Consider the following 22,302-nt stretch of genomic DNA (forward strand, 5'->3'; position numbering starts at 1 on the left):
AGATGTGGACGGATTCTAGGTACCCCGGAGTGATCTCAACAGAGCGCGGTAAACAGAATTAGCCTCAACCGGCTCATCAGCAAATGATCGCGATCCAGCCACACCACTCGAATGGAGTAATGCCCCCGAGGCATTCACGAACGGTCGCGAATGATCGTGAATTCCTTCACTAATTCGGGGAGGGTGCCTGATCATCGCTGGAAAAACACCGAGGGCCCTGCTGAGCAGGGCCCTCGGGAAGCGGTGCGGCGGCGCTCAGAGGAGTGCCGCGGCCGGCGGTGTGGTCGGCCAGGTCATGCGGATCAGACCGCCGTCCTGCCCGGTGGTGACCTCCACGTCGTCGACGAGGCCGCTGATGACCGCGAGGCCCATCTCGTCCTCCTCGATCTCCGCCTCCAAGTCCTGCGCGGCGCCGGGCGTGTCGCCCGGCGTGGCGTGCGGCACCTCGTCGCCGACCTCGATGGAGAACTGTTTCTCCTCCTCGATCAGCGCCACCTTCACGGGCGCGCTGATGCCACTGCTCTGATGGAGTCCGACGGCACGGGAGCAGGCCTCGCCGACGGCGAGCCGGACCTCGTCGAGGACTGCCTCGTCCACTCCGGCCCTGCGTGCCACCGCGGCCGCCACCAGCCGGGCGGTCCGGACGTGCTCGGGCAGCGCGCTGAAGCGGAGTTCGACGATGGCCATGCATCCCCCTCGCGACTACGGGCGTGCGGTCGGGGGCGGGGCCGCCAAGAACCCACACCCCCTGGTGTGCTTCTGTGCCCGGGCCGCAGCCCGGACGGGACCGCCCGGCGTCCGGGCCCCCGTCGGGAGCCCGGCGCCGGTGACGGGCCCAGGGTCAGTCGGTGGCCGCCACCGCTTCATCGACCGAGGTGTGGATCGGGAACACCTTGGTGAGGCCGGTGATGCGGAAGATCTTGAGAATGCGCTCCTGGTTGCAGACCAGGCGCAGCGAGCCCTCGTGGGCGCGCACTCGCTTCAGGCCGCCGACCAGCACGCCGAGTCCGGTGGAGTCGAGGAAGTCCACGCCCTCCATGTCTACGACGAGGTGGAAATTCCCGTCGTTCACCAGCTCGACCAGCTGCTCGCGCAGCTTGGGCGCGGTGTATACATCGATTTCGCCACCGACCTCGACGACCGTACGATCGCCGACGGTACGGGTCGACAGGGACAGGTCCACGGATCCTCCAGCACCTTGCTATCGAGCGGTCGCCCCTCGGGCACCTCAGCTTGCGGCCCCCGGGACGCATCGCCAGCCGCGATGGCATTCAATCACTTACCGGCAGGCGTGCACGACGCCTTGGCTCCATTGTCCGTCACGCCAGTGACACACTCGGTGCCGATGGCCAAGAATCACCGATCCGATCGATCCCCGGCGGACCCGGCGTCCCGCCCGTCTCCGGGCGTGGTCCTGGACCGGCTCGCCTCGGGGCCGAGCCGGTCTGCGCGCATCACTCATACGGAGCACTTGCCCCCGCGCGCGGGCCGCCATGCCCTCTGGCCTGACCGGATTCGCTCCGAGGTGATCGCGGCCGTCCAGGCATGCGGCATCGAGCACCCGTGGGCGCACCAGGCGCTGGCCGCCGAGCACGCCCTGGACGGCGATTCGGTGGTCGTCGCCACCGGTACCGCCTCCGGCAAGTCCCTCGCGTATCTGGTGCCCGTCCTGTCCACCCTTCTGGACGGTTCCCAGGCTCCGAACGGCCGCGGGGCCACCGCCCTGTACCTGGCCCCCACCAAGGCGCTCGCGGCGGACCAGTGCCGGTCGGTGAAGGAACTTTCACAACCTCTGGGCACCGCCGTGCGCCCGGCCGTGTACGACGGCGACACCCCGTTCGAGGAACGGGAGTGGATCCGCCAGTACGCCAACTACGTGCTCACCAACCCCGACATGCTGCACCGCGGGATACTCCCCTCCCACCCGCGCTGGTCCTCCTTCCTGAAATCGCTCAGGTACGTCGTCATCGACGAGTGCCACACCTACCGGGGCGTCTTCGGCTCGCACGTGGCCCAGGTGCTGCGCCGGCTACGCCGGCTGTGCGCCCGTTACGGCGCCTCACCCGTGTTCCTGCTGGCCTCGGCGACCGCCGCCGAGCCCGCCGTCGCGGCCCGCCGGCTGACCGGGCTGCCGGTGGTCGAGGTCGCCGACGACGCCTCCCCGCGCGGCGAACTCGTCTTCGCCCTCTGGGAGCCCCCGCTCACCGACCTGCACGGCGAGAAGGGCGCACCCGTACGGCGTACCGCCACCGCCGAGACCGCCGACCTGCTGACCGACCTGACCGTGCAGGGAGTGCGCTCGGTCGCCTTCGTCCGGTCCCGGCGCGGCGCCGAGCTGATCTCGGTGATCGCCCAGGAGAAACTCGCCGAGGTCGACCGCTCCCTGGCCCGGCGTGTCGCGGCCTACCGCGGCGGCTATCTCCCTGAGGAACGCCGTGCCCTGGAACGTGCCCTGCACTCCGGCGAACTCCTCGGGCTGGCCGCCACGACGGCCCTGGAGCTGGGCGTGGACGTCTCCGGCCTGGACGCGGTGGTGATCGCCGGCTACCCGGGCACGCGCGCGTCCCTGTGGCAGCAGGCGGGCCGCGCGGGCCGCTCCGGACAGGGCGCGCTCGCCGTGCTGGTGGCGCGCGACGACCCGCTGGACACCTTCCTGGTCCACCACCCCGAGGCCCTGTTCGACCAACCGGTGGAATCGACCGTCCTCGACCCGGACAACCCCTACGTCCTCGCCCCGCACCTGTGCGCCGCCGCCGCGGAACTCCCGCTGACCGAGGAGGACCTGGACCTCTTCGGCCCTGCCTGCGCGGACGTGCTGCCGCAGCTGGAGGCCGCGAAGCTGCTGCGCCGGCGGACGAAGGCCTGGCACTGGACCCGCCGCGAGCGGGCCGCCGACCTGACCGACATCCGCGGCGCGGGCGGGCGCCCGGTGCAGGTCGTGGAGTCCGGCACGGGCCGGCTGCTCGGCACGGTCGACGCGGGCGCCGCGCACTCCACGGTCCACGAGGGCGCGGTCCACCTGCACCAGGGCCGCACCTATCTGGTGCGTCAGCTGGACCTGGAGGACTCCGTGGCCCTGGTCGAGCAGGCCGACCCGCCGTACTCCACGGTCGCCCGCGACACCACGTCGATCTCCGTCCTGGAGACGGACACCGAGATCCCGTGGGGCGCCGGCCGCCTCTGCTACGGCTCGGTCGAGGTCACCAACCAGGTGGTCTCCTACCTCCGCCGACGCCTGATCACCGGTGAAGTGCTGGGCGAGACGAAACTCGACCTCCCTCCCCGTACGCTGCGCACCCGCGCGGTGTGGTGGACGGTCACCGAGGACCAGCTGGACGAGGCCCGGATCAACCCGGAGATCCTCGGCGGCTCCCTGCACGCCGCCGAGCACGCCTCGATCGGCATGCTGCCCCTGTTCGCGACGTGTGACCGCTGGGACATCGGCGGCGTCTCGATCCCGCTCCACCCCGACACGCTCCTGCCGACGGTCTTCGTCTACGACGGCCACCCCGGCGGAGCGGGCTTCGCCGAGCGCGCCTTCCACACCGCCCGTGCCTGGCTCACCGCCACCCGGGAGGCGATCGCCTCCTGCGAGTGCGAGGCCGGCTGCCCCTCCTGCATCCAGTCCCCCAAGTGCGGCAACGGCAACGACCCGCTGCACAAGAGGGGGGCGGTACGGCTTCTCACGGTGCTGCTGCGGGGAGCGCCGGAGGAGAAGACGGAGAGGGGGAGCCGGGTGCCTCCCGAGGCCCCTGAGGGCCTGGGGAGCCTGGATGAGACGGCTCCGGGACGGGTGCCTCGCCGTTGAGGGTGTCCGGCGCCGGTCCCTGGGGCCCGGCTCTGGCCCTGACCTCCGCCGCGAACGGCCCTCTTCCCGCGGCCGCCGTCACGTCCGAGGTCTCGCCGACGATCGCGCACCGCACCAGCCGCACCCCCTCGGCCGCGGCCACCTTCTCGGCCCGTGCGCAGGCCACCGCACCGCCCTCGGTCCAGTGGGCCGCCGCCGCGAGGGCCGCCAGGTCCGCGCCGCCGGCCGCCCGGTGCCGGACCACGACGGCCTGTCCGAGCGCGAGCACGGCGCCGAACACCGCGCACAGCACGGCGATCGCCCCCAGGCTCCACACGGTGGCGGACCCCCGGTCGCAGTTCCGCCGGTCCCGCGCCGCACCTCTCCGCACCGCACCTCCCTTCACGGCATCTGCCCTCACGGTCCCGCCTCCCCGGCGCCCGTGACGTCCTCGGCCGGCGCGACGGCCTCCTCCCGGACCTCGAACGGCAGCCCGCTCAGCGCCGGCGGCCTGGCCACCACCGTCACCCGGACCTGGTCGCCCTCGCGCCCGACCGACACCCGCGCCCCGCGCGGCGCCGCCTGCCGGGTCACGGTCTCCACCGCGTCCGCCGGATCCTGACGGGCGGCGGCCCGGGCGCCCACGCGGGCGGCGTCCACGCACTGGATCTGTGCGGCCACCACCAGCAGCCCCCAGACCAACGCCATGGTGAACGCCACCAGCACGCACAGCACCACGGCCGCCTCCGCGGTCACGAACCCCCGGTCCGCGCCTCGCTCACATCCGCGCACTGAGGGCCCTCTTCACGATGTCCTGCAGCTCCGTCCGGACTTGGCCGCTGGTGACGACCTCGTAGAGCAGCAACGCGAACCCGACGGCCGCGATGATCCCCATCGCGTACTCGGACGTCACCATTCCGGCGTCCGCGCGGCCCTTGCCCCGCAGCCGTACCGCCGCTTCCCTGATCTTCTTGTTCATTCCAACCCCCATGCGGTTCAGGTCCTCTGTGGCTCTGTGCGCCTGCTCGGTTCGTTCGTCCTCGTCCGCCTCACCTGCCTCCCCTCACCCCGCCCGCCAGTCCGATCACGACGGGCAGCACGCCGGCCGCGACGAAGGCGGGCAGGAAGCACAGGCCCACTGGCGCGGAGATCAGTACGGCCGCGCGCCGGGCCCGGGCCGTCGCGGTGCGGGCCCACTGTGCGCGTGCGTCGGAGGCGAGGCGGGCGGCCGGGCCGGCCGCCGGGAGCCCGGACTCGTCGGCCCGCTGCAGCAACCGGGCCAGGGCTCCGGCGCCGGGCAGCTCGGCCAGGCGCCGCCAGGCGTCCGCCGGTTCACCGCCGAGCCGTACCTCCGCCGCGCCCCGCGCCAGCGCCTCCCCGACAGGTCCGCCGAGCGCCTCCCCCACCGCCTGGGCGGCCACCACCGGGCCGGCACCGGCCGCGATACAGGCGGCCAGCAGGTCTGCGGCGAGCGGGAGTTGACGCGCGGCCGCGGCGGTGTCGACCGGCTCGGCCCGACCGCCTGCCAACTGGCGGCTACGCCATCTCCACAGCACGACGCCGACACACAGCCCCAGCGCGGCCCCGGTCACACCACCGACCAGAACCCACGCCCCGCATGCCGCTCCGGCCGACGGCAGCCACCGCCATACCGCGGCCGTCGACGTGAACCACCTCCTGACGACCGGGACTTCCCGGCCCAGCAGCCCGGCCACCCGCCGCCGCGCCCGACGCCGCCGCCGGACCAGATCCAACCGCCGAACCGCCCAGCCGAGGACCAGCGTCACGACCCCGGCCATCCCCAGCCTGTGGACAACTTCCCCGCTCATACCGCCCGCTCTCCCCCCGCGTGCCGCACCGCACGCCCCACCGCACGCCGCGCTCCCCACAGCGCTCGCCCGCTCATCACCGGCCACTCCCGGCAAGCCGCCCTGCATGTCGTCTCCGCACGCCGCTCCCCCCGCTCGTCTCCGGTCACTTCCCGCACGCTCCGGCCCACGCCGCGCCCGCTCACACCGCCCCCGCTCCCCGCACGATCCGCACGGACCACCACAGCCCGGCCACCTCGAACACCGATCCGGTCGCCAGGCAGCCGAGGCCGGCGCCGGTGTGCAGGAGCACGCGCAGCGGATCCGCGCCCATGGCCGTGCCCAGGAGCAGGCCGAGGGCGGGCAGTACGGCGAGCAGCACGGCGGTCGCGCGGGCGCCCGCCAACTGTGCGCGCAGGTCGCCACGTTGATCCCGCTCGGCGCGCAGGGCCGCGTCCAGCCGGTCCAGGCCGGCCGCGAGTCCTGCGCCCTGGTCCACGGCCACTCGCCAGCACGCGGCCAGCCCGAGCAGGCCCTCCGCGCCCGGCTGCCGGGCCGCAGCGGCGAGCGCGCCGGGCACGTCCCCGCCGAACCGCGCCGCCGCGACCACGGCCGCCTGCGCCTCGCCGAGCCCGCCGGAATCCCGCGCGGCCCGCAGCAGCGCCTCGCCCGGCTGCCGTCCGGCGCGTACTTCCCCGGCGAGAGCCCCGCACAGGGCGATCACCGTGTCCGCCCTCCACTCCTGGACGCGCCGGGTCTGGCGGGCCAGCCGCACCCGGCGCAGCACCGGGACCCCGGCCGCCCCCGCGGCGACCGGAATCAGCGAGGACCCCAGCAGCCCGAGCAGCAGACCGGCCGCGAGCGCCCACCATTCGGCGCCCAGCCGGCCGCACACGCGCCGTAGTTCCGCGAGGGGCCGGTCCCAGGCGGGCGGGCCTGTCGCCACCACTCCGCCGCCCGCGAGCAGCAGCCGCGCCCGCCGCATCCCGTAGTGCCGTCCGCCCAGCAGCCAGGCCAGCGCGCCGAGACAGACCAGCGCGGCTCCCATCGACGTCTCACCGATCACTTCCGTCACCTCTCTCCGTCGTCTCCGGGCTCGCCTGCCGCGTCCAGGAGGTGCCGCAGCCGCTCCCAGCCCCGCTCCCGCAAGAAGGCCCGCTCCCCCCACCGCAGCGCCGGCACCGTATGGACCAGCCCCGCGGCATCCCGCTCCAGCACGTGCACCTCGGCGATCCGGCGCCGCCCGGACCGGTCCCGTACGAGGTGCACGACCACGGAGAGCGCGGCCGCCAACTGACTGTGCAGCGCGGCCCGGTCCAGCCCCGCGGCCGTGGCCAGCGCCTCCAGGCGGGCGGGCACATCCGCGGCGGCGTTCGCGTGGATCGTGCAACAGCCGCCTTCATGACCTGTGTTGAGAGCCGCGAGCAGATGCACGACCTCCGGGCCGCGGACCTCTCCGACGACGAGCCGGTCGGGGCGCATCCGCAGCGCCTGCCGGACGAGGTCCTCCAAGGTGACCAGGCCGGCGCCCTCCTGGTTGGCGGGCCGGGTCTCCAGCCGGACGACATGCGGGTGGTCCGGCCGCAGCTCGGCCGAGTCCTCGGCGAGCACGATCCGCTCCCCCGCGCCTACCAGGCCCAGCAGGGCGCTGAGCAGGGTCGTCTTGCCGCTTCCGGTGCCGCCGCTGACGAGGAAGGACAGCCGGGCCGCCAGCAGCGCACGCATGATCCGCTCGCCGCCGGGTGGCACGGTGCCGGCCTCGACCAGTTCCTCCAGCGTGAAGGCCCGGGGCCGTACGACCCTGAGGGCCAGGCAGGTGCAGCCGACGGCGACCGGGGGCAGCACCGCGTGCAGCCGGGTCCCGTCGGGCAACCGGGCGTCCGCCCACGGCCGGGCGTCGTCCAGCCGGCGTCCGGCCACGGCGGCCAGCCGCTGCGCGAGGCGTCGTACGGCCGCCGCGTCGGAGAAGGTCACCGCGGTCAGCTCCAGTCCTCCGCCGCGGTCGACCCACACCCGGTCCGGGGCGGAGACGAGGACGTCGGTGACGTCCGGGTCGGCGAGCAGCGGCTCCAGGGGGCCGGTGCCGACGAGTTCGGACCTCAGCTGCCGGGCCGCGCCGAGGACCTCGGCGTCGCCGAGCACCCGGCCCTGTTCGCGCAGGGCCTGCGCCACGCCCGCGGGGGTGGGTTCGGCACCGCTCTCGGCCAGCCGGCGGCGTACGCCGTCGAGCAGGGCGGCGCCGTCCGCGCGGTCGAGTCCTGGGAGGGTCATCGCGGGCCTCCCGCCTCGACCAGCGCCCGCTCCCAGAAGTTCACGCAGAAGCGGGCGAGCGGGCCGCGTGCGGTCGCGCCCGGCGGTTTCGCACCGCCCCGCGGGTGCAGCAGCGGCGGTTCGACCGGAACCTCGCCGGCCAGCGGCAGGCCGAGCAGGCGGGCCACCTCCTGGTCGTCCAGGCCCGGTGCGTACGGTCCGCGCACCGCCACGCGCAGGTCGCGCACGACCATGCCGACGGCGGAGGCGACCCGCCCGGCCGCCGCCACCGCGCGCAGTTCGGCAGGGACGACGAGCAGCGCCACGTCGAGCTGGGCGAGGGCTTCGGCGACCCCGTCGTCGAGGCGGCGGGGCAGGTCCACCACGACCGTGCCGCCGCGCCGCCGGGCGGCGGCGAGCACCGCGCGCACCGCCTGCGGAGGGATGGCGACGCAGTCGCCGCGGTCCCAGCTCAGCACCCGGAGGGAGTGCAGTTCGGGCAGCGACTCCTCCAGGGCGCCACCGCCGACCCGCCCGCGGGAGGCGGCGAAGGCGGGCCAGCGCAGTCCGTCGGTGCTCTCGCCGCCGAGGAGTACGTCGAGTCCGCCGCCGAGCGGATCGGCGTCCACGAGGAGGGTGCGCAGTCCTTCGCGCGCGGAGGTGACGGCGAGCGCGCAGGCGAGCGTGGAGGCGCCGGCTCCGCCCCGGCCACCGATCACTCCGACGGTGAGGGCCGGGCGGCCGACGCCCTCGGCGACGTCGGCGATCCGGTCGACCAGCCACTGCTCGCCGTCGGGCAGCATCAGGACGTGGTCTGCGCCGATCTCCACGGCACGTTTCCATACGCCCGGGTCGTCCTGGTCACGGCCGACCAGGACGACTCCGCGCCGGCGCGTGGCCCCGCCGAGCCGGCGTGCGGCGTCGTCGCCGACGAGCACCAGCGGTGCCGTTTCCCAGCCGGCGCCGTGTTCGGGTACGCCGTGGTGGACCTCGGGTGTGGCACCTGCGGCCGCGCACAGGCGCAGCAGGTCGTCCAGGATCTCGGCGTCCTCGGTGACGATGAGCGGCCGGCCCGGCCGGTCTGCGGTGCCGGGCGGCGGGTCGTGGGTGACGGCTGCGGACACGCGTGTTCCCCCTTCGCTGCGTGGGCCGCGCAGCCCCTGCGGCCACGCGATTCCCAAAGGTGTGAAGAACCGGCAAGCGGTCCCCCATATGAACGGCCGACAGAAACCGGCCATACGCGCTCCGGCAATCGGAACCGGCCATGAACTCGCCATGGCCCGAGCGCGTGGGAATCACGGTGCAGCGATCCGCGAAATCAAGTGGATCTTGGTTGAAAACTGTGGACAACTCCGAGGCTGTGAATATCGCCATCACCCATACCGGTGACGTCTGCCCTGATGCCTGTGCGACTTCCACAGCGCAGTGCGACGATTACAGCGAGTGACGGATCAGGGGCGCGCTGAAGCGGCGGCCACGGCGGCATGACGCCGGGGCCGCGCTCGCACGAGAGGGAGGAGAAGGAGGGGAAAACGCGTCCGGACATGCGACGACCCCCGCCGGGGGGGAGAGCGGGGGTCGTCTCCACGGCCGACTCGGGGGGGGAGGAGCCGGACCGGGTTAGCACGGTCGCGAACGATCCGTGACTTCCATGGTGTACCCGAGAGCCCTCTCAGGCAAACCCACGCGCCCACCTTACGCCGAATGGCTGCACCTATGCTCAGGGGCGTGGAAAACCACTCCTTGCCCCGCGCAGCGGCCTTCTTTGACCTGGACAAGACGGTCATTGCGAAGTCGAGCACGCTCACCTTCAGCAAGTCCTTCTACCAAGGCGGGCTGATCAACCGCAGGGCCGCGCTGCGCACCGCATATGCCCAGTTCGTGTTCCTGGCCGGCGGCCTGGACCACGACCAGATGGAGCGCATGCGCGAGTATCTGTCCGCCATGTGCCGCGGCTGGAACGTGCAGCAGGTCCGAGAGATCGTCGCCGAGACCCTGCACGACCTCATCGACCCGATCATCTACGACGAGGCCGCCTCCCTCATCGAGGACCACCACACGGCCGGACGGGACGTGGTGATCGTGTCGACCTCGGGCGCCGAGGTGGTGGAGCCCGTCGGCGAACTGCTCGGCGCGGACCGGGTGGTGGCGACACGCATGGTCGTCGGCGAGGACGGCTGCTTCACCGGGGAGGTGGAGTACTACGCCTACGGCCCGACCAAGGCCGAGGCGATCCGGGAACTGGCCGTGTCCGAGGGCTACGACCTCGACCGTTGCTACGCCTACAGCGACTCCGCGACCGATCTGCCGATGCTCCGGGCGGTCGGGCATCCGCACGCGGTGAACCCGGACCGCGCTCTGCGCCGTGAGGCAGTCGCGCGGGGGTGGCCGGTCCTGGAGTTCCGCCGGCCGGTCCCGCTCAAGAAGCGGCTGCCCACGTTCTCCGTACCGCCCCGCCCCGCACTGGTCGCGGCGGCGGCCGTAGGAGCGGCGGCCGCGACCGCGGGCCTCGTCTGGTACGCCAGCCGGCGCCGGAACACCGCCTGAACCGGAACACCACCGAAGCCGGACCCCCGGCCGAAGCCGAAGCACCGCCCGATCCGAAGCACCACGCGATCCCGACCACCGCCCGAGCGGTGCCCGTTTCGCCCTCGTTTGAACGTGAAAGTAAAGAACAGCAGGCAGGGGTTCCGCTTCCCGCCGACTCACGGTACAAAGACCTTAGGCCCGCGAGACCAAAGGACATCCGAGAGGATCCCCTACCACTACGCACTTGGCCCCACGGACCCCGCATGGACATCGGGCACCCACGCGACGTCGACCCGTCGATTACGGGCCAGCCGCACCAGGTGACGGGCAAAGTCCCCGACCTGATGGGTACATATCGAGGACGCTTGGTAACCCGGTGAGCATGCCAGCGGCGGTACGAGCACTCGTACCGCCGCAACCCATGTCAGCGGCGGTTCGGGAACCCGCTCAGGCCGCGCCGCGCTGCAGCGCCTCGCACACCGCCGTCGACTCGCGCGCCCCCAGCTCGACCGCCCTGCCGCAGTGCGCGATCCAGGCCGCCATGCCCTCCGGGGTGCCGGAGACATAGCCGTCCAGCGCCGCCAGATAGGCCGCGCGGCCCAGTTCGGCGTGGCCGACCTCGGCCGGGCAGACCGCCTTCGGGTCCAGGCCGCTGCCGATCAGGACGATCCGCTCGGCCGCGCGCGCGACCAGGCCGTTGTGGGACGCGAAGGGCCGCAGCGCGAGCAGCTCGCCGTGCACCACGGCGGCGGTCACCAGCGCGGGCGCGGACGTCCCCGCGATGATCAGGTCCGCGAGCCCCTCCAGCCGGCCGGAGACCTCCCGGGCGTCCGGCAGCGGCAGCTCGATCAGCGGCTCGTCCACCGTCTCACCGGCCTGGCGCGGCCTGCCGACCTCGTCGTCCTGGCTCGCCGCGGCCACCAGGTGCAGCCGGGCCAGCACCCGCAGGGGCGACTGCCGCCAGACGGACAGCAGCTGTCCGGCCTCCGCCGACAGCCTGAGGGCCGCGCCCATGACCCGCGCCTCGGCGTCGCCGCGGAAGTCGGTGCGGCGACGCACCTCCTCCAGGGCCCAGTCGGCGCCGGAGAGCGCAGCGGAGCCGCGGGCGGCGCGCAGGGCCGCCTCGGAGGTGATCGCGGTGCTGCGGCGCCGCATGATCCGGTGCCCGTAGACCCGGTCCACGGCCTTGCGCACGGACTCCACGGAGTCGGCCACACCGGGCAGCGAGCCCAGGGCCGCGAGCGGGTCGGCGTTCGCGCCTGTCGTACTCATGAGTACGACCCTACGCACCCCGTCGGCCCACCCCTCGAAGGAGTGGTCTTCTTCACTCGCGTCTGCCACATACAGCTATCACCTGACTACTGTTGGTGAACATGAAAATTGCTTTCGTCGGGAAGGGCGGCAGTGGCAAGACCACGCTTTCCTCCCTCTTCATCCGCCACCTCGTGGCCGCCGGCGCCCCGGTGGTCGCCATCGACGCCGACATCAACCAGCACCTCGGACCCGCGCTCGGCCTCGACGAGAGGGAGGCCGCCGCCCTGCCCGCGCTGGGCGAACGACTGCCGCTGATCAAGGACTATCTGCGCGGCACCAACCCGCGGATCCCCTCCGCCGCCACGATGATCAAGACGACTCCGCCCGGCGAGGGCTCGCGGCTGGTCCGGGTGCGGGAGCCGAACGCGGTGTACGACGCCTGTGCGCGCCCGGTGGAACTCGACGGCGGCGCCGTCCGTTTGATGGTCACCGGCCCCTTCACGGACGCCGACCTGGGGGTCGCCTGCTACCACTCCAAGACGGGAGCGGTGGAGCTGTTCCTGAACCATCTCGTCGACGGCCCCGACGAGTACGTCGTGGTCGACATGACGGCGGGTTCGGACTCCTTCGCCTCCGGCATGTTCACCCGCTTCGACATGACGTTCCTCGTCGCCGAGCCGACCCGGAAGGGGGTCTCCGTCTACCGCCAGTACAAGGAGTACGCCCGCGACTTCGGCGTCGCCCTGAAGGTCGTCGGCAACAAGATCCAGGAACCGGACGACATCGACTTCCTGCGCGCGGAGGTCGGCGACGACCTGCTCGTGACAGTCGGGCGCTCGGACTGGGTGCGCGCCATGGAGAAGGGCCGCCCTCCGCGGTTCGACCTCCTGGAGGAGGCCAACGCCCGGGCCCTGCACACCCTGCGGTCCACCGCGGACGCCACGTACGAGCTGCGGGACTGGGAGCGCTACACCCGCCAGATGGTGCACTTCCACCTGAAGAACGCCGAGGCGTGGGGCAACGAGCGCACCGGGGTCGACCTGGCCGCGCAGGTCGACCCCGCCTTCGTGCTCGGCGAGAGCGTGGCGGCTCCCGCCTAGTGCCTACTGCTTGACCGCCGGTGCCCCGGGCACGCCCTTCGGCGCCGGGGCCGGGCGGCCGGAGAGGAAGGACGCCCAGCCCTGCCTGGGAGCCTCGCCCACCTTCAGGGTGCGCAGCTTCTCCAGGACCTTCGGATCCTGGGCGTCCAGCCAGTCGACCAGTTGGTGGAAGGACACGCAGCGCACGTCGGGCTTGTTGCACACCTCCTTGACCGTGTCCTCGACGGCGCGCATGTAGGTGCCGCCGTTCCAGGACTCGAAGTGGTTGCCGATGATCAGCGGCGCGCGGTTGCCGTCGTAGGCCCGGTAGAAGCCCTTGATGAGGCCGTCGCGCATCTGGTCGCCCCAGTAGTCGAACTTGTCCGGGTCACCCTGGGTCTCGGTGCCGGACTGGTTGACCATGAAGTTGTAGTCCATGGTCAGCTGCTCATAGGTGTGCCCGGGGAAGGGCACCAGCTGCATGGACACGTCCCACAGCCCCTCCTTCTTCTTGGGCCAGACCTGGTCGTTGACCCCGCTGGAGTCATAGCGGAAGCCCAACTGCCGTGCCGCCTTCATGAAGTTCTTCTGGCCTTCGAGACAGGGGGTGCGGGCACCGATCAGTTCCTTGTCGTAATCGAAGGGCAGCGACGCCGACTTGTTCATGCCGCTGTTGGTCTTCCATGCCTTCACGAACTGCTTGGCCTGGGCGATCTCGCTCTTCCACTCGTCCACCGACCAGGTGCCGACTCCGCCGTCGGGCCCGCAGAAGTGGCCGTTGAAGTGCGTGCCGATCTCGTTGCCCTCCAGCCAGGCCAGCCGTGCCTGCTCGACGGTGTCGGCGATCCCCTTCTCGTCGTTGAAGCCGATGTCGGAGCTTCCCGGCGCATGCTGGGGAGGCTTGTACAGGTCACGCTTGTCCTCCGGCAGCAGGTACACGCCGCTGAGGAAGAACGTCATGTTCGCGTGGTTCTCCTTGGCGACCTTACGGAAGTGCGAGAACAGCTTCTGGCTGTCCTCGCCCGCGCCGTCCCAGGAGAACACGACGAACTGCGGCGGCTTCTGACCCGAGTTCAGGCGCTCGGGTCTCGGCAGATGCGGTTGTGCGCCGGTGTACGCGGTGGATCCGTCCCCGATCAGCCGGAGCACGCTCCCGGGGGCCGCCGCCCCCTTCTGCGGGCCGGACGCCCCTTCCTTCGAACCGTTGGAGCCGGTCGTGCAACCGGCGAGCGACGAGGCACAGGCCGCGGCGGCGACCACGGCGCCGACGGCGATCCTCTGGGTGGCGGCCATGTTCCGCCCACCTTCTTCCTTCTCTCAGGCAAACGCTGACGAGGGCCGTTTTCTGGTGATGTGCCGGGCATGCGCACGGCAGCGCCGTCAAGGTCGCACGGAAGTGAGAAGGAATTAGTACGACAAGCCGATCAAATGATTAGTCCACTCCGGCGGGTGATCTCTCACCCCGTTTGCCCCGGAAAGTTATGCCTTGCCTTTACTCTTCATTACGATTCGTTTACCGACCGTGATCCATCCCGCCCAGTCCGCGACCCTGCCGCCCCGGAGGAGACGGGACCATGCCAGCCTGCGCACCCCCGCACACCCCGCCCCCGCACGCGTCGCACAGCCCGCCGCCGGGCCGTCGGCGCCGCTTGCCCGTGGCGGGCGCCGATCTGTCCGCGTCCATCGCGGTCTTCCTGATCGCCCTGCCCCTTTCCCTCGGCATCGCCCTGGCCACCGGCGCTCCGCTCCAGGCCGGTCTCGTCGCCGCCGCCGTGGGCGGACTCGTCGCCGGCCGGCTCGGCGGCTGCCCGCTCCAGGTCAGCGGCCCCGCCGCCGGACTGACCGTGGTCACCGCCGACTTGATCCACCGCTACGGCTGGCGGACGACCTGCGGCATCACCGTTCTCGCCGGGCTCGCCCAGCTCGGTCTCGGCTGTCTGCGGGTGGCGCGCGGCGCGCTCGCGGTCAGTCCGGCCGTGGTGCACGGCATGCTCGCCGGCATCGGCATCACCATCGCCGTCGCCCAGCTGCACATCGTCCTCGGTGGCAGCCCGGACAGCTCCGTCATCGCCAACCTGCGCGCACTGCCCGCCCAGTTGGCCCACGTACACCCGGGCGCCGTCTCGATGAGCGCGCTGACGCTCGCCCTGCTGCAGGCCTGGCCCCGCCTGCCCGGCCGCGCGGGCCGACTGCTCCGGGGCGTGCCGGCCGCCCTCGTCGCCGTCGCCGGGGCCACCGTCACGGCGGCCCTGACCGGGCTGGCCCTGCCCCGGGTCGACCTGCCGTCCTGGCGCAGCCACGCCCTGGCGGGACTGCCCGAGGGCCCGGCACTGGGCCTCGCCGCGGCCGTGCTCACCACCACCCTGGTGTGCAGCGTGCAGTCGCTGCTCGGCGCGGTGGCCGTCGACAAGCTGGTCGCGGGCCGCCCCGGCCCCCTCCCCCCGGTCGGGCGGTCCGACCTGGACCGGGAACTGCTGGGCCAGGGCGCCGCCAACATCGTCTCCGGGGCGCTCGGCGGACTGCCGGTCGCCGGCGTGGCCGTGCGCAGCACCGCGAACGTGAATTCAGGTGCCGTGAGCCGGAACTCCACGATGCTGCACGGCGTTCTCGTAGTAGTCGCCGCGCTGCTGATGGTCCCGGCCCTGGAGGAGATCCCGCTCGCCTCCCTCGCCGCCCTGGTCATGGCCGTCGGTATCCAGATGGTGTCCCTGCACCACATCCGCACGGTGACGCGCCACCGAGAAGTGCCGGTCTACGCCGCGACCACACTCGGCGTGGTGCTCCTCGGGGTCCTCCAGGGCGTACTCCTCGGGGTCGCCGTGGCGGTCGCCGTCGCCCTCAAACGCCTCGCCCACACCCGCATCACCCACGAAGAGAAGGAAGGAGTCCATCACGTACGTGTCCGAGGTCAGCTGACGTTTCTCGCGGTGCCCCGGCTCAGCCGAGCCCTGCATCTCGTACCCCAAGGGGCCCAGGCCGTCGTGGAGTTGGACGGGTCGTTCATGGACCACGCGGCGTACGAGTCACTGCAGGACTGGCGCGGCGCCCACACCGCGCGGGGCGGAACGGCCGAGCTGTCGGGCCGGCGCGGCGGAATCCGGACCGCCGGGCCCGCTCCCTCGGCCGGGTGCCGGTGCCGACCCTGGACGCCCTGGCGCAACCACCGGTCCTGCTTCCGCAATCACCGGTCCTGCTACCCGGAAACCGTCGCCGCTCCGACGGTCCGGGAGGCGGGGCGGGAGGCGGGGCGGGAGGCGGGGCGGGAACTGGCCCGTGGGATCAGCTCGTTCCAGCGCAACACCGCGCCGCTGGTACGGGAAGAGCTGGCGCGGCTCGCCCGGGAGGGCCAGCAACCCGCGCAGCTCTTCCTCACCTGCGCCGATTCCCGGCTCGTCACGTCGATGATCACCGCCAGTGGTCCCGGCGATCTGTTCGTCGTCCGCAATGTCGGCAACCTGGTGCCGCCGCCGGGCGCGGAGCACGGTGACGACTCGGTGGCGGCCGCCGTCGAGTACGCGGTGGATGTGCTCGGCGTGCGCTCCATCACCGTGTGCGGGCACTCGGGCTGCGGAGCGATGCAGGCGCTGACGACCGCGACCGGCGCAGGCGGGGGCACCCCCGGCACCTCGCTGCGGCGCTGGCTCGGGCACGGGCGGCCGAGTCTGGCGCGGATGGCCGGGGACCGCCGTGCCCTTCCCCGGCTCGCCGGGCGGGCGCCGGAGGACGCGGTGGAGCAGCTGTGCCTGATCAACGTGGTCCAGCAGCTGGAACACCTGCGGGCGCACGGCACGGTGGCCCGGGCGCTGGCCAGGGGCGAGTTGGAGCTGCACGGGATGTACTTCCACGTGGGAGAGGCCCAGGCGTATCTGCTCGCGCGGACCGAAGAGGGCGACGTGTTCGAGGACGTCACGGGAAGTGTCGCGGAAGGGGTGCCCGCAGAAGAGGCACAGAGTCCCGCGTGAGAACACGGCACTTCCGGCACGGCCCCAACAGGTCTAAACCAATTTTGCCGACGACCCTTGTCACCGGACCCCCGCGTCTGATGAGCTGTGGCCTGGGACACAACGGACACCCTTCGAAAGGGAGATGTCGTGAGCAACGAGAGCCTGGCCAACCTGCTCAAGGAAGAACGCAGGTTCGCGCCACCCGCCGACCTGGCCGCGCATGCCAACGTCACCGCGGAGGCGTATGCACAGGCCAAGGCTGACAGGCTCGGCTTCTGGGCCGAGCAGGCCCGCCGACTGGCCTGGGCCAAAGAACCTACCGAGACACTGGACTGGTCGAACCCGCCGTTCGCGAAGTGGTTCAAGGACGGGGAGCTGAACGTCGCGTACAACTGCGTGGACCGCCACGTGGAGGCAGGGCACGGGGACCGGGTCGCCATCCACTTCGAGGGTGAGCCCGGCGACAGCCGCTCGATCACCTACGCCGAGCTGAAGGACGAGGTCTCCAAGGCGGCCAACGCCCTGCTGGAGCTGGGTGTCCGCAAGGGCGACCGGGTCGCCATCTACATGCCGATGATCCCGGAGACGGCGATCGCGATGCTGGCCTCGGCCCGGATCGGCGCCGCGCACTCGGTGGTCTTCGGCGGCTTCTCGGCGGACGCGCTCGCGACCCGGATCCAGGACGCGGACGCCAAGGTCGTCATCACCTCCGACGGCGGCTACCGGCGCGGCAAGCCGTCCGCGCTCAAGCCCGCCGTGGACGAGGCGATCGGGAAGGTCGACAACGTCGAGCACGTGCTCGTGGTGCGCCGCACCGGGCAGGACGTGGCCTGGGACGGCGAGCGGGACGTCTGGTGGCACGAGCTGGTGGACCGGCAGTCCGCCGAGCACACCCCGGAGGCGTTCGAGGCCGAACACCCGCTGTTCATCCTCTACACCTCGGGCACGACCGGTAAGCCGAAGGGCATCCTGCACACCTCCGGCGGCTACCTCACCCAGACGGCGTACACCCACTGGGCGGTCTTCGACCTCAAGCCGGAGACGGACGTCTACTGGTGCACGGCCGACGTCGGCTGGGTCACCGGGCACTCGTACATCGTGTACGGCCCGCTGGCCAACGGCGCCACGCAGGTCATGTACGAGGGCACGCCGGACACCCCGCACCAGGGCCGGTTCTGGGAGATCGTGCAGAAGTACAAGGTCACGATCCTCTACACCGCGCCGACGGCGATCCGGACGTTCATGAAGTGGGGCGACGACATCCCCGCCAAGTTCGACCTGTCCTCCCTGCGCGTCCTCGGTTCGGTGGGCGAGCCCATCAACCCCGAGGCCTGGATCTGGTACCGCAAGAACATCGGCGCCGACCGGACGCCCGTCGTGGACACCTGGTGGCAGACCGAGACCGGCGCGATGATGATCTCGCCGCTGCCCGGTGTCACCGACGCCAAGCCCGGCTCCGCGCAGACCCCGCTGCCCGGCATCAGCGCGACCGTCGTCGACGACGAGGCGAACGAGGTGCCCGACGGCGGCGGTGGCTACCTGGTGCTGACCGAGCCGTGGCCGTCGATGCTGCGCACCATCTGGGGCGACGACCAGCGGTTCCTGGACACCTACTGGTCCCGGTTCGAGGGCAGGTACTTCGCCGGTGACGGCGCGAAGAAGGACGACGACGGCGACATCTGGCTGCTGGGCCGGGTGGACGACGTGATGCTCGTGTCCGGGCACAACATCTCCACCACGGAGGTGGAGTCGGCGCTCGTCTCGCACCCGTCGGTCGCCGAGGCGGCCGTCGTCGGTGCCGCCGACGAGACCACCGGCCAGGCGATCGTCGCGTTCGTGATCCTGCGCGGTACGGCCGCGGAGACCGAGACGCTCGTCGGCGAGCTGCGCGACCACGTGGGCGCCACGCTCGGCCCGATCGCCAAGCCCAAGCGGATCCTGCCTGTGTCGGAGCTGCCGAAGACCCGTTCCGGGAAGATCATGCGGCGGCTGCTGCGGGATGTGGCCGAGAACCGTCAGCTGGGGGATGTGACCACCCTGACGGACAGCACGGTCATGGATCTCATCCAGGCCAAGTTGCCTGCGGCGCCCAGCGAGGACTAGGCGGAAGGGGTGCCCGGTGGCAGCACCGGGCACCCCGTTTCGTTCACCTCACTAACCTCTGGCGTCAAAATCGAGTAAAATGGCGATCTCAGGGTGTGCCGGGAAGTCTGGTCGGCGGCGCTGTCGGCGATTCCGCGCGACGGCGTGATCATCGCCGTACCGACCCGGAGGTCCCCGCCGTGGCCGCGCCCCGTACCCGGAAAACCCCCCGCAAGGTCCTGGGACGTCTGTCCCTGCCCGAGCGTGCCTTCGTCGCGGACGCGCTGCGCACCGAGACGGTCGGCGGTGTCCTGCTGCTCCTCGCCTCCGTGGCGGCGCTGCTATGGGCGAACATCCCGGCGATCCGCCACAGCTACGAGTCGGTCAGCCACTTCCACCTCGGCCCCGGCGCGCTCGGCCTGCACCTGTCCGTGGCCCACTGGGCCGCCGACGGCCTCCTCGCGGTGTTCTTCTTCGTCGCCGGCATCGAGCTGAAGCGCGAGCTGGTCGCCGGAGACCTGCGCGATGCCAGGGCAGCCGTCCTGCCCGTGGTGGCCGCACTGTGCGGCATGGCCGTACCGGCGCTCGTCTACGCCCTCACCAACCTCGCCGGGCACGGCTCCCCGCAGGGCTGGGCGGTACCCACCGCCACCGACATCGCCTTCGCGCTCGCCGTCCTCGCGGTCATCGGCACCTCACTGCCCAGCTCACTGCGCGCCTTCCTGCTCACCCTCGCGGTCGTCGACGACCTCTTCGCGATCCTGATCATCGCGGTCTTCTTCACCGACCGGCTGGACTTCGCCGCGCTCGGCGGGGCCACCGCCGGGCTGGTGGTCTTCTGGATGCTGCTGCGCAAGGGCGTGCGCGGCTGGTACGTGTATGTGCCGCTGGCCGTGGTGATCTGGGCGCTGATGTACAACAGCGGCGTGCACGCCACCATCGCCGGCGTGGCGATGGGCCTGATGCTGCGCTGCACCCGCCGGGAGGGTGAGCAGCACTCGCCGGGCGAGCACATCGAGCACCTGGCGCGGCCCCTGTCCGCGGGGCTCGCCGTGCCACTGTTCGCGCTGTTCAGCGCCGGGGTCACGGTCTCCGGCGGGGCGCTCGGGGACGTGTTCACCAAGCCGGAGACGCTCGGCGTGGTACTCGGACTCGTCCTCGGCAAGGCACTCGGCATCTTCGGCGGCACGTGGCTCACCGTCCGCTTCACCCGCGCCTCCCTCAGCGAGGACCTCGCCTGGGCCGACGTCTTCGCGGTGGCCTCCCTCGCCGGCATCGGCTTCACCGTCTCCCTGCTCATCGGCGAACTCGCCTTCGCCGGCGACGCCGTCCTCACCGACGAGGTCAAGGCGGCCGTCCTCACCGGATCGCTGATCGCGGCGCTGTGTGCGACGGTGCTGCTGAAGATACGCAACGCCAAGTACCGCAGGCTGTGCGAGGAAGAGGAGCGCGACGAGGACCTCGACGGCATCCCGGACGTCTACGAGCAGGACGACCCGGCTTATCACCTGCGCATGGCCGAGATCCACGAGCGCAAGGCCGCCGAACACCGGCGGATCGCCGCCGAGCGGGCGGCTGCGGCGCGCCACGGGCTTGCGGAAGTACCGGGCGGGGCAGGCGAGGAGCACGACCGTCCGGCATGATCTGACGAGACGGTACAAAACAAGACGGCCACAGATGCGGGACGGCCGGACAGGACGGCCGCGCCGGCGGGGCGGCCGTGCCCGACCGAACGCCTGCGGCACGAGAGAACTCTGAGGGAGAACGCGATGAGCGCACCCGACGGCAGCCCGGTCGGCGCCGAACGCAGCATCGGCCAGCTGTTCGCCTCGGCGACGACCGAATTGTCGGCGCTGGTGCACGACGAGATCGCCCTGGCCAAGGCCCAGCTGAAGCGTGACGTGAAGAAGGGCGCGATGAGCGGCGGCGCCTTCTCGATGGCGGGCGCCGTGCTGGTGTTCTCCCTGCCGATGCTCAACTTCGCGCTCGCCTACGGCATCCGGACCTGGAGCGGCTGGAACCTGGCGGTCTGCTTCCTGCTGTCCTTCGCGGCCAACGTGCTGGTCGCCGGGCTCCTCGCGCTGATCGGCACGGTGTTCGCGAAGAAGGCCAAGAAGGACCGGGGCCCGCAGAAGGTGGCCGCCTCCATGAAGGAGACGGCGGGCGTCCTGCAGAACGCCAAGCCGCATCCGCGCGCGGAGCTGACCGAGGACCGGGCCCCCGCGGCCATCGAGGCTGTGGGACGCTCGTCGTCATGACGGACCCCGCCCCCTCGGCCGTACGGATCGACCTTCCCCATGGGAACAAGGTGACGCACCGGGACGTCGCCGCCAACGGCGCGCGCTTCCACATCGCCGAACTCGGCGACGGCCCCCTGGTGCTGCTGCTGCACGGCTTCCCGCAGTTCTGGTGGACCTGGCGGCACCAGCTGGTGGCGCTCGCGGACGCGGGCTACCGGGCGGTGGCGATGGACCTGCGGGGCGTCGGCGGCAGCGACCGCACGCCCCGCGGGTACGACCCCGCCAACCTCGCGCTCGACGTCACCGGCGTGATCCGCTCGCTCGGCGAGCCGGACGCGGCACTGGTCGGCCACGACCTGGGCGGCTATCTGGCGTGGACGGCGGCGGCGATGCGGCCCAAGCTCGTACGACGGCTCGCGGTCGTCTCGATGCCGCATCCGCGGCGCTGGCGCGCGGCGATGCTGCGCGACGCCCGGCAGACGGCCGCCAACTCCTACATCTGGGGCTTCCAGCGGCCGTGGATCCCGGAGCGTCAACTCACCGCGGACGGCGGGGCGCTGGTGGGCCGGCTGATCCGGGACTGGTCCGGGCCCCGGCCGCCGGAGGACGAGGCGGTGGAGACCTACCAGCGGGCCATGTGCATCCCGTCGACCGCGCACTGCGCGATCGAGCCGTACCGCTGGCTGGTGCGCTCGCTGGCCCGCCCGGACGGCATCCAGTTCAACCGCCGGATGAAGCGGCCGGTGCGGGTGCCCACACTGCATCTGCACGGCTCCCTGGACCCGGTGACGCGCACGCGCAGCGCGGCCGGTTCGGGCGAGTACGTCGAAGCGCCGTACCGCTGGCGCCTGTTCGACGGCCTCGGCCACTTCCCGCACGAGGAGGACCCCGTGGCGTTCTCCACCGAACTGGTCAACTGGCTGAAGGATCCCGAGCCGGACCGGTGACACCCGGCGGTGCCGGGCAGGCGAGCGCCGTGCGGTCGGGGTTCGTTTGTGACCGTACGGTGACGGGCTCGATGCGATGAGTATCCGGATCGTGAACACTTGTCCCCCGAACGGCCACATGCCTGCCGCATAGGCCAATTGGGCGGCGCTCAGGCGGTTATCGACCTTCGGGCAGGGGCACACGTCGGGGTATGGGCTGGACGCACGACTACAGTGACGCACCCCGCAACCGCCGCTCGGCCGCCGGTCTGAGCACGCCTCAGCGAGGCAACCCGCAACTCGCCGAAGGAGACCTCCGCGTGGGGATCCCACACATCCTGCGCCGCCGCGCCCGCTGGGTTTCCGTGCGTCTGCGTCACCCGCGCGGGTGACCCGCGCGGCT

Annotated in this window: 19 protein-coding genes and 1 pseudogene; 9 read left to right on the top strand and 11 right to left on the bottom strand. The window is 72.0% G+C overall.

All coding sequences use genetic code 11. The features are described 5' to 3' along the window. Positions 1–255: 255 nt before the first annotated feature. Positions 256–687 carry an ATP-binding protein gene (locus tag ACZ7GZ_RS26490; protein ID WP_471027873.1) on the bottom strand — a complete coding sequence of 144 codons (432 nt, stop codon included), beginning with the start codon at positions 685–687 and terminating at the stop codon, positions 256–258. A gap of 154 nt (positions 688–841) precedes the next feature. Next, on the bottom strand, positions 842–1,183 hold the full coding sequence (bldG, locus tag ACZ7GZ_RS26495; RefSeq protein ID WP_009189842.1) for an anti-sigma factor antagonist BldG: 342 nt from the start codon (positions 1,181–1,183) through the stop codon (positions 842–844). A gap of 81 nt (positions 1,184–1,264) precedes the next feature. Between bldG and ACZ7GZ_RS26500 the strand changes: the two genes are divergently transcribed. After that, positions 1,265–3,808, top strand: a complete 2,544-nt coding sequence (locus ACZ7GZ_RS26500; RefSeq protein WP_471027874.1) for a DEAD/DEAH box helicase — start codon at positions 1,265–1,267, stop codon at positions 3,806–3,808. Positions 3,809–3,890: 82 nt separating this feature from the next. Here the strand turns inward: ACZ7GZ_RS26500 and ACZ7GZ_RS26505 are convergent. From ACZ7GZ_RS26505 to ssd, 7 genes and pseudogenes are all read right to left on the bottom strand, one after another. Further along, positions 3,891–4,208 (bottom strand): annotated as a pseudogene (locus ACZ7GZ_RS26505) (Rv3654c family TadE-like protein); the annotation flags it as partial. Further along, a complete protein-coding gene (locus ACZ7GZ_RS26510) occupies positions 4,205–4,543 on the bottom strand; it encodes a TadE family type IV pilus minor pilin (RefSeq protein ID WP_471027875.1) in 339 nt (112 codons plus the stop codon). The gene ACZ7GZ_RS26510 and the pseudogene ACZ7GZ_RS26505, both read right to left, overlap by 4 nt. 22 nt (positions 4,544–4,565) lie before the next feature. After that, a complete protein-coding gene (locus ACZ7GZ_RS26515) occupies positions 4,566–4,766 on the bottom strand; it encodes a DUF4244 domain-containing protein (protein WP_471027876.1) in 201 nt (66 codons plus the stop codon). 70 nt (positions 4,767–4,836) lie between these two features. After that, a complete protein-coding gene (locus ACZ7GZ_RS26520) occupies positions 4,837–5,616 on the bottom strand; it encodes a type II secretion system F family protein (protein ID WP_471027877.1) in 780 nt (259 codons plus the stop codon). 181 nt (positions 5,617–5,797) lie between these two features. Further along, positions 5,798–6,643: a type II secretion system F family protein gene (locus ACZ7GZ_RS26525; protein WP_471027978.1), complete on the bottom strand. Its 846-nt coding sequence runs from the start codon at positions 6,641–6,643 to the stop codon at positions 5,798–5,800. Positions 6,644–6,666: 23 nt separating this feature from the next. Beyond that, positions 6,667–7,866 (bottom strand): TadA family conjugal transfer-associated ATPase, encoded by a 1,200-nt coding sequence (locus ACZ7GZ_RS26530; RefSeq protein ID WP_471027879.1) that lies wholly within the window; start codon positions 7,864–7,866, stop codon positions 6,667–6,669. Next, positions 7,863–8,969: a septum site-determining protein Ssd gene (gene ssd, locus ACZ7GZ_RS26535; protein ID WP_471027881.1), complete on the bottom strand. Its 1,107-nt coding sequence runs from the start codon at positions 8,967–8,969 to the stop codon at positions 7,863–7,865. Before ssd ends, ACZ7GZ_RS26530 begins: the two co-directional genes overlap by 4 nt. Positions 8,970–9,561: 592 nt before the next feature. Between ssd and ACZ7GZ_RS26540 the strand changes: the two genes are divergently transcribed. Next, entirely contained in the window at positions 9,562–10,392 is an 831-nt protein-coding gene (locus ACZ7GZ_RS26540) for an HAD family hydrolase (protein ID WP_471027979.1), read from the top strand. Positions 10,393–10,821: 429 nt separating this feature from the next. Here ACZ7GZ_RS26540 and ACZ7GZ_RS26545 read toward each other — a convergent pair whose 3' ends face one another. Further along, a complete protein-coding gene (locus tag ACZ7GZ_RS26545) occupies positions 10,822–11,646 on the bottom strand; it encodes a Fic family protein (protein ID WP_471027882.1) in 825 nt (274 codons plus the stop codon). Between the two features lie 101 nt (positions 11,647–11,747). On the opposite strand from ACZ7GZ_RS26545, the gene ACZ7GZ_RS26550 reads away from it, so the two are divergent. Continuing rightward, the gene (locus tag ACZ7GZ_RS26550) at positions 11,748–12,728 is read left to right on the top strand and encodes an ATP-binding protein (RefSeq protein ID WP_471027883.1); all 981 of its coding nucleotides are present in this window, start codon (positions 11,748–11,750) and stop codon (positions 12,726–12,728) included. A 3-nt stretch (positions 12,729–12,731) separates the two neighbouring features. On the opposite strand, the gene ACZ7GZ_RS26555 is transcribed toward ACZ7GZ_RS26550, so the two are convergent. Further along, positions 12,732–14,000: a polysaccharide deacetylase family protein gene (locus ACZ7GZ_RS26555; RefSeq protein ID WP_471027885.1), complete on the bottom strand. Its 1,269-nt coding sequence runs from the start codon at positions 13,998–14,000 to the stop codon at positions 12,732–12,734. A gap of 281 nt (positions 14,001–14,281) precedes the next feature. Here ACZ7GZ_RS26555 and ACZ7GZ_RS26560 point away from each other — a divergent pair, with 281 nt between their 5' ends. The 6 genes from ACZ7GZ_RS26560 to ACZ7GZ_RS26585 all read left to right on the top strand — a co-directional run bounded on the left by ACZ7GZ_RS26560 (position 14,282) and on the right by ACZ7GZ_RS26585 (position 22,291). Then, complete coding sequence (locus tag ACZ7GZ_RS26560) at positions 14,282–16,669, top strand: SulP family inorganic anion transporter (RefSeq protein ID WP_471027886.1); 2,388 nt, start codon at positions 14,282–14,284, stop codon at positions 16,667–16,669. Between the two features lie 129 nt (positions 16,670–16,798). Beyond that, positions 16,799–18,754 carry an acetate--CoA ligase gene (acs, locus tag ACZ7GZ_RS26565; RefSeq protein WP_471027887.1) on the top strand — a complete coding sequence of 652 codons (1,956 nt, stop codon included), beginning with the start codon at positions 16,799–16,801 and terminating at the stop codon, positions 18,752–18,754. 179 nt (positions 18,755–18,933) lie between these two features. Further along, positions 18,934–20,376, top strand: a complete 1,443-nt coding sequence (nhaA, locus tag ACZ7GZ_RS26570; protein WP_471027888.1) for a Na+/H+ antiporter NhaA — start codon at positions 18,934–18,936, stop codon at positions 20,374–20,376. Positions 20,377–20,502: 126 nt separating this feature from the next. Next, the gene (locus ACZ7GZ_RS26575; protein ID WP_471027889.1) at positions 20,503–20,991 is read left to right on the top strand and encodes a phage holin family protein; all 489 of its coding nucleotides are present in this window, start codon (positions 20,503–20,505) and stop codon (positions 20,989–20,991) included. After that, a complete protein-coding gene (locus ACZ7GZ_RS26580) occupies positions 20,988–21,920 on the top strand; it encodes an alpha/beta fold hydrolase (protein ID WP_471027890.1) in 933 nt (310 codons plus the stop codon). The genes ACZ7GZ_RS26575 and ACZ7GZ_RS26580 overlap by 4 nt, the downstream gene beginning before the upstream one ends. Positions 21,921–22,111: 191 nt before the next feature. Then, on the top strand, positions 22,112–22,291 hold the full coding sequence (locus tag ACZ7GZ_RS26585; protein WP_351243917.1) for a hypothetical protein: 180 nt from the start codon (positions 22,112–22,114) through the stop codon (positions 22,289–22,291). The last annotated feature ends 11 nt before the right edge of the window (positions 22,292–22,302 follow it).

Source organism: Streptomyces sp. NPDC037288 (genome assembly GCF_055603265.1).

Bases quoted from the DNA above. Each gene is read 5' to 3' on its own strand.
- ACZ7GZ_RS26520 (WP_471027877.1), bottom strand. From the start codon at position 5,616: ATGAGCGGGGAAGTTGTCCACAGGCTGGGGATGGCCGGGGTCGTGACG.
- ACZ7GZ_RS26490 (WP_471027873.1), bottom strand. From the start codon at position 687: ATGGCCATCGTCGAACTCCGCTTCAGCGCGCTGCCCGAGCACGTCCGG.
- ACZ7GZ_RS26525 (WP_471027978.1), bottom strand. From the start codon at position 6,643: ATGGGAGCCGCGCTGGTCTGTCTCGGCGCGCTGGCCTGGCTGCTGGGC.
- ACZ7GZ_RS26545 (WP_471027882.1), bottom strand. From the start codon at position 11,646: ATGAGTACGACAGGCGCGAACGCCGACCCGCTCGCGGCCCTGGGCTCG.
- ACZ7GZ_RS26580 (WP_471027890.1), top strand. From the start codon at position 20,988: ATGACGGACCCCGCCCCCTCGGCCGTACGGATCGACCTTCCCCATGGG.
- ACZ7GZ_RS26515 (WP_471027876.1), bottom strand. From the start codon at position 4,766: ATGAACAAGAAGATCAGGGAAGCGGCGGTACGGCTGCGGGGCAAGGGC.
- ACZ7GZ_RS26530 (WP_471027879.1), bottom strand. From the start codon at position 7,866: ATGACCCTCCCAGGACTCGACCGCGCGGACGGCGCCGCCCTGCTCGAC.
- ACZ7GZ_RS26585 (WP_351243917.1), top strand. From the start codon at position 22,112: ATGGGCTGGACGCACGACTACAGTGACGCACCCCGCAACCGCCGCTCG.
- ACZ7GZ_RS26540 (WP_471027979.1), top strand. From the start codon at position 9,562: ATGCTCAGGGGCGTGGAAAACCACTCCTTGCCCCGCGCAGCGGCCTTC.
- ACZ7GZ_RS26555 (WP_471027885.1), bottom strand. From the start codon at position 14,000: ATGGCCGCCACCCAGAGGATCGCCGTCGGCGCCGTGGTCGCCGCCGCG.
- ACZ7GZ_RS26550 (WP_471027883.1), top strand. From the start codon at position 11,748: ATGAAAATTGCTTTCGTCGGGAAGGGCGGCAGTGGCAAGACCACGCTT.
- ACZ7GZ_RS26560 (WP_471027886.1), top strand. From the start codon at position 14,282: ATGCCAGCCTGCGCACCCCCGCACACCCCGCCCCCGCACGCGTCGCAC.
- ACZ7GZ_RS26500 (WP_471027874.1), top strand. From the start codon at position 1,265: ATGGCATTCAATCACTTACCGGCAGGCGTGCACGACGCCTTGGCTCCA.
- ACZ7GZ_RS26575 (WP_471027889.1), top strand. From the start codon at position 20,503: ATGAGCGCACCCGACGGCAGCCCGGTCGGCGCCGAACGCAGCATCGGC.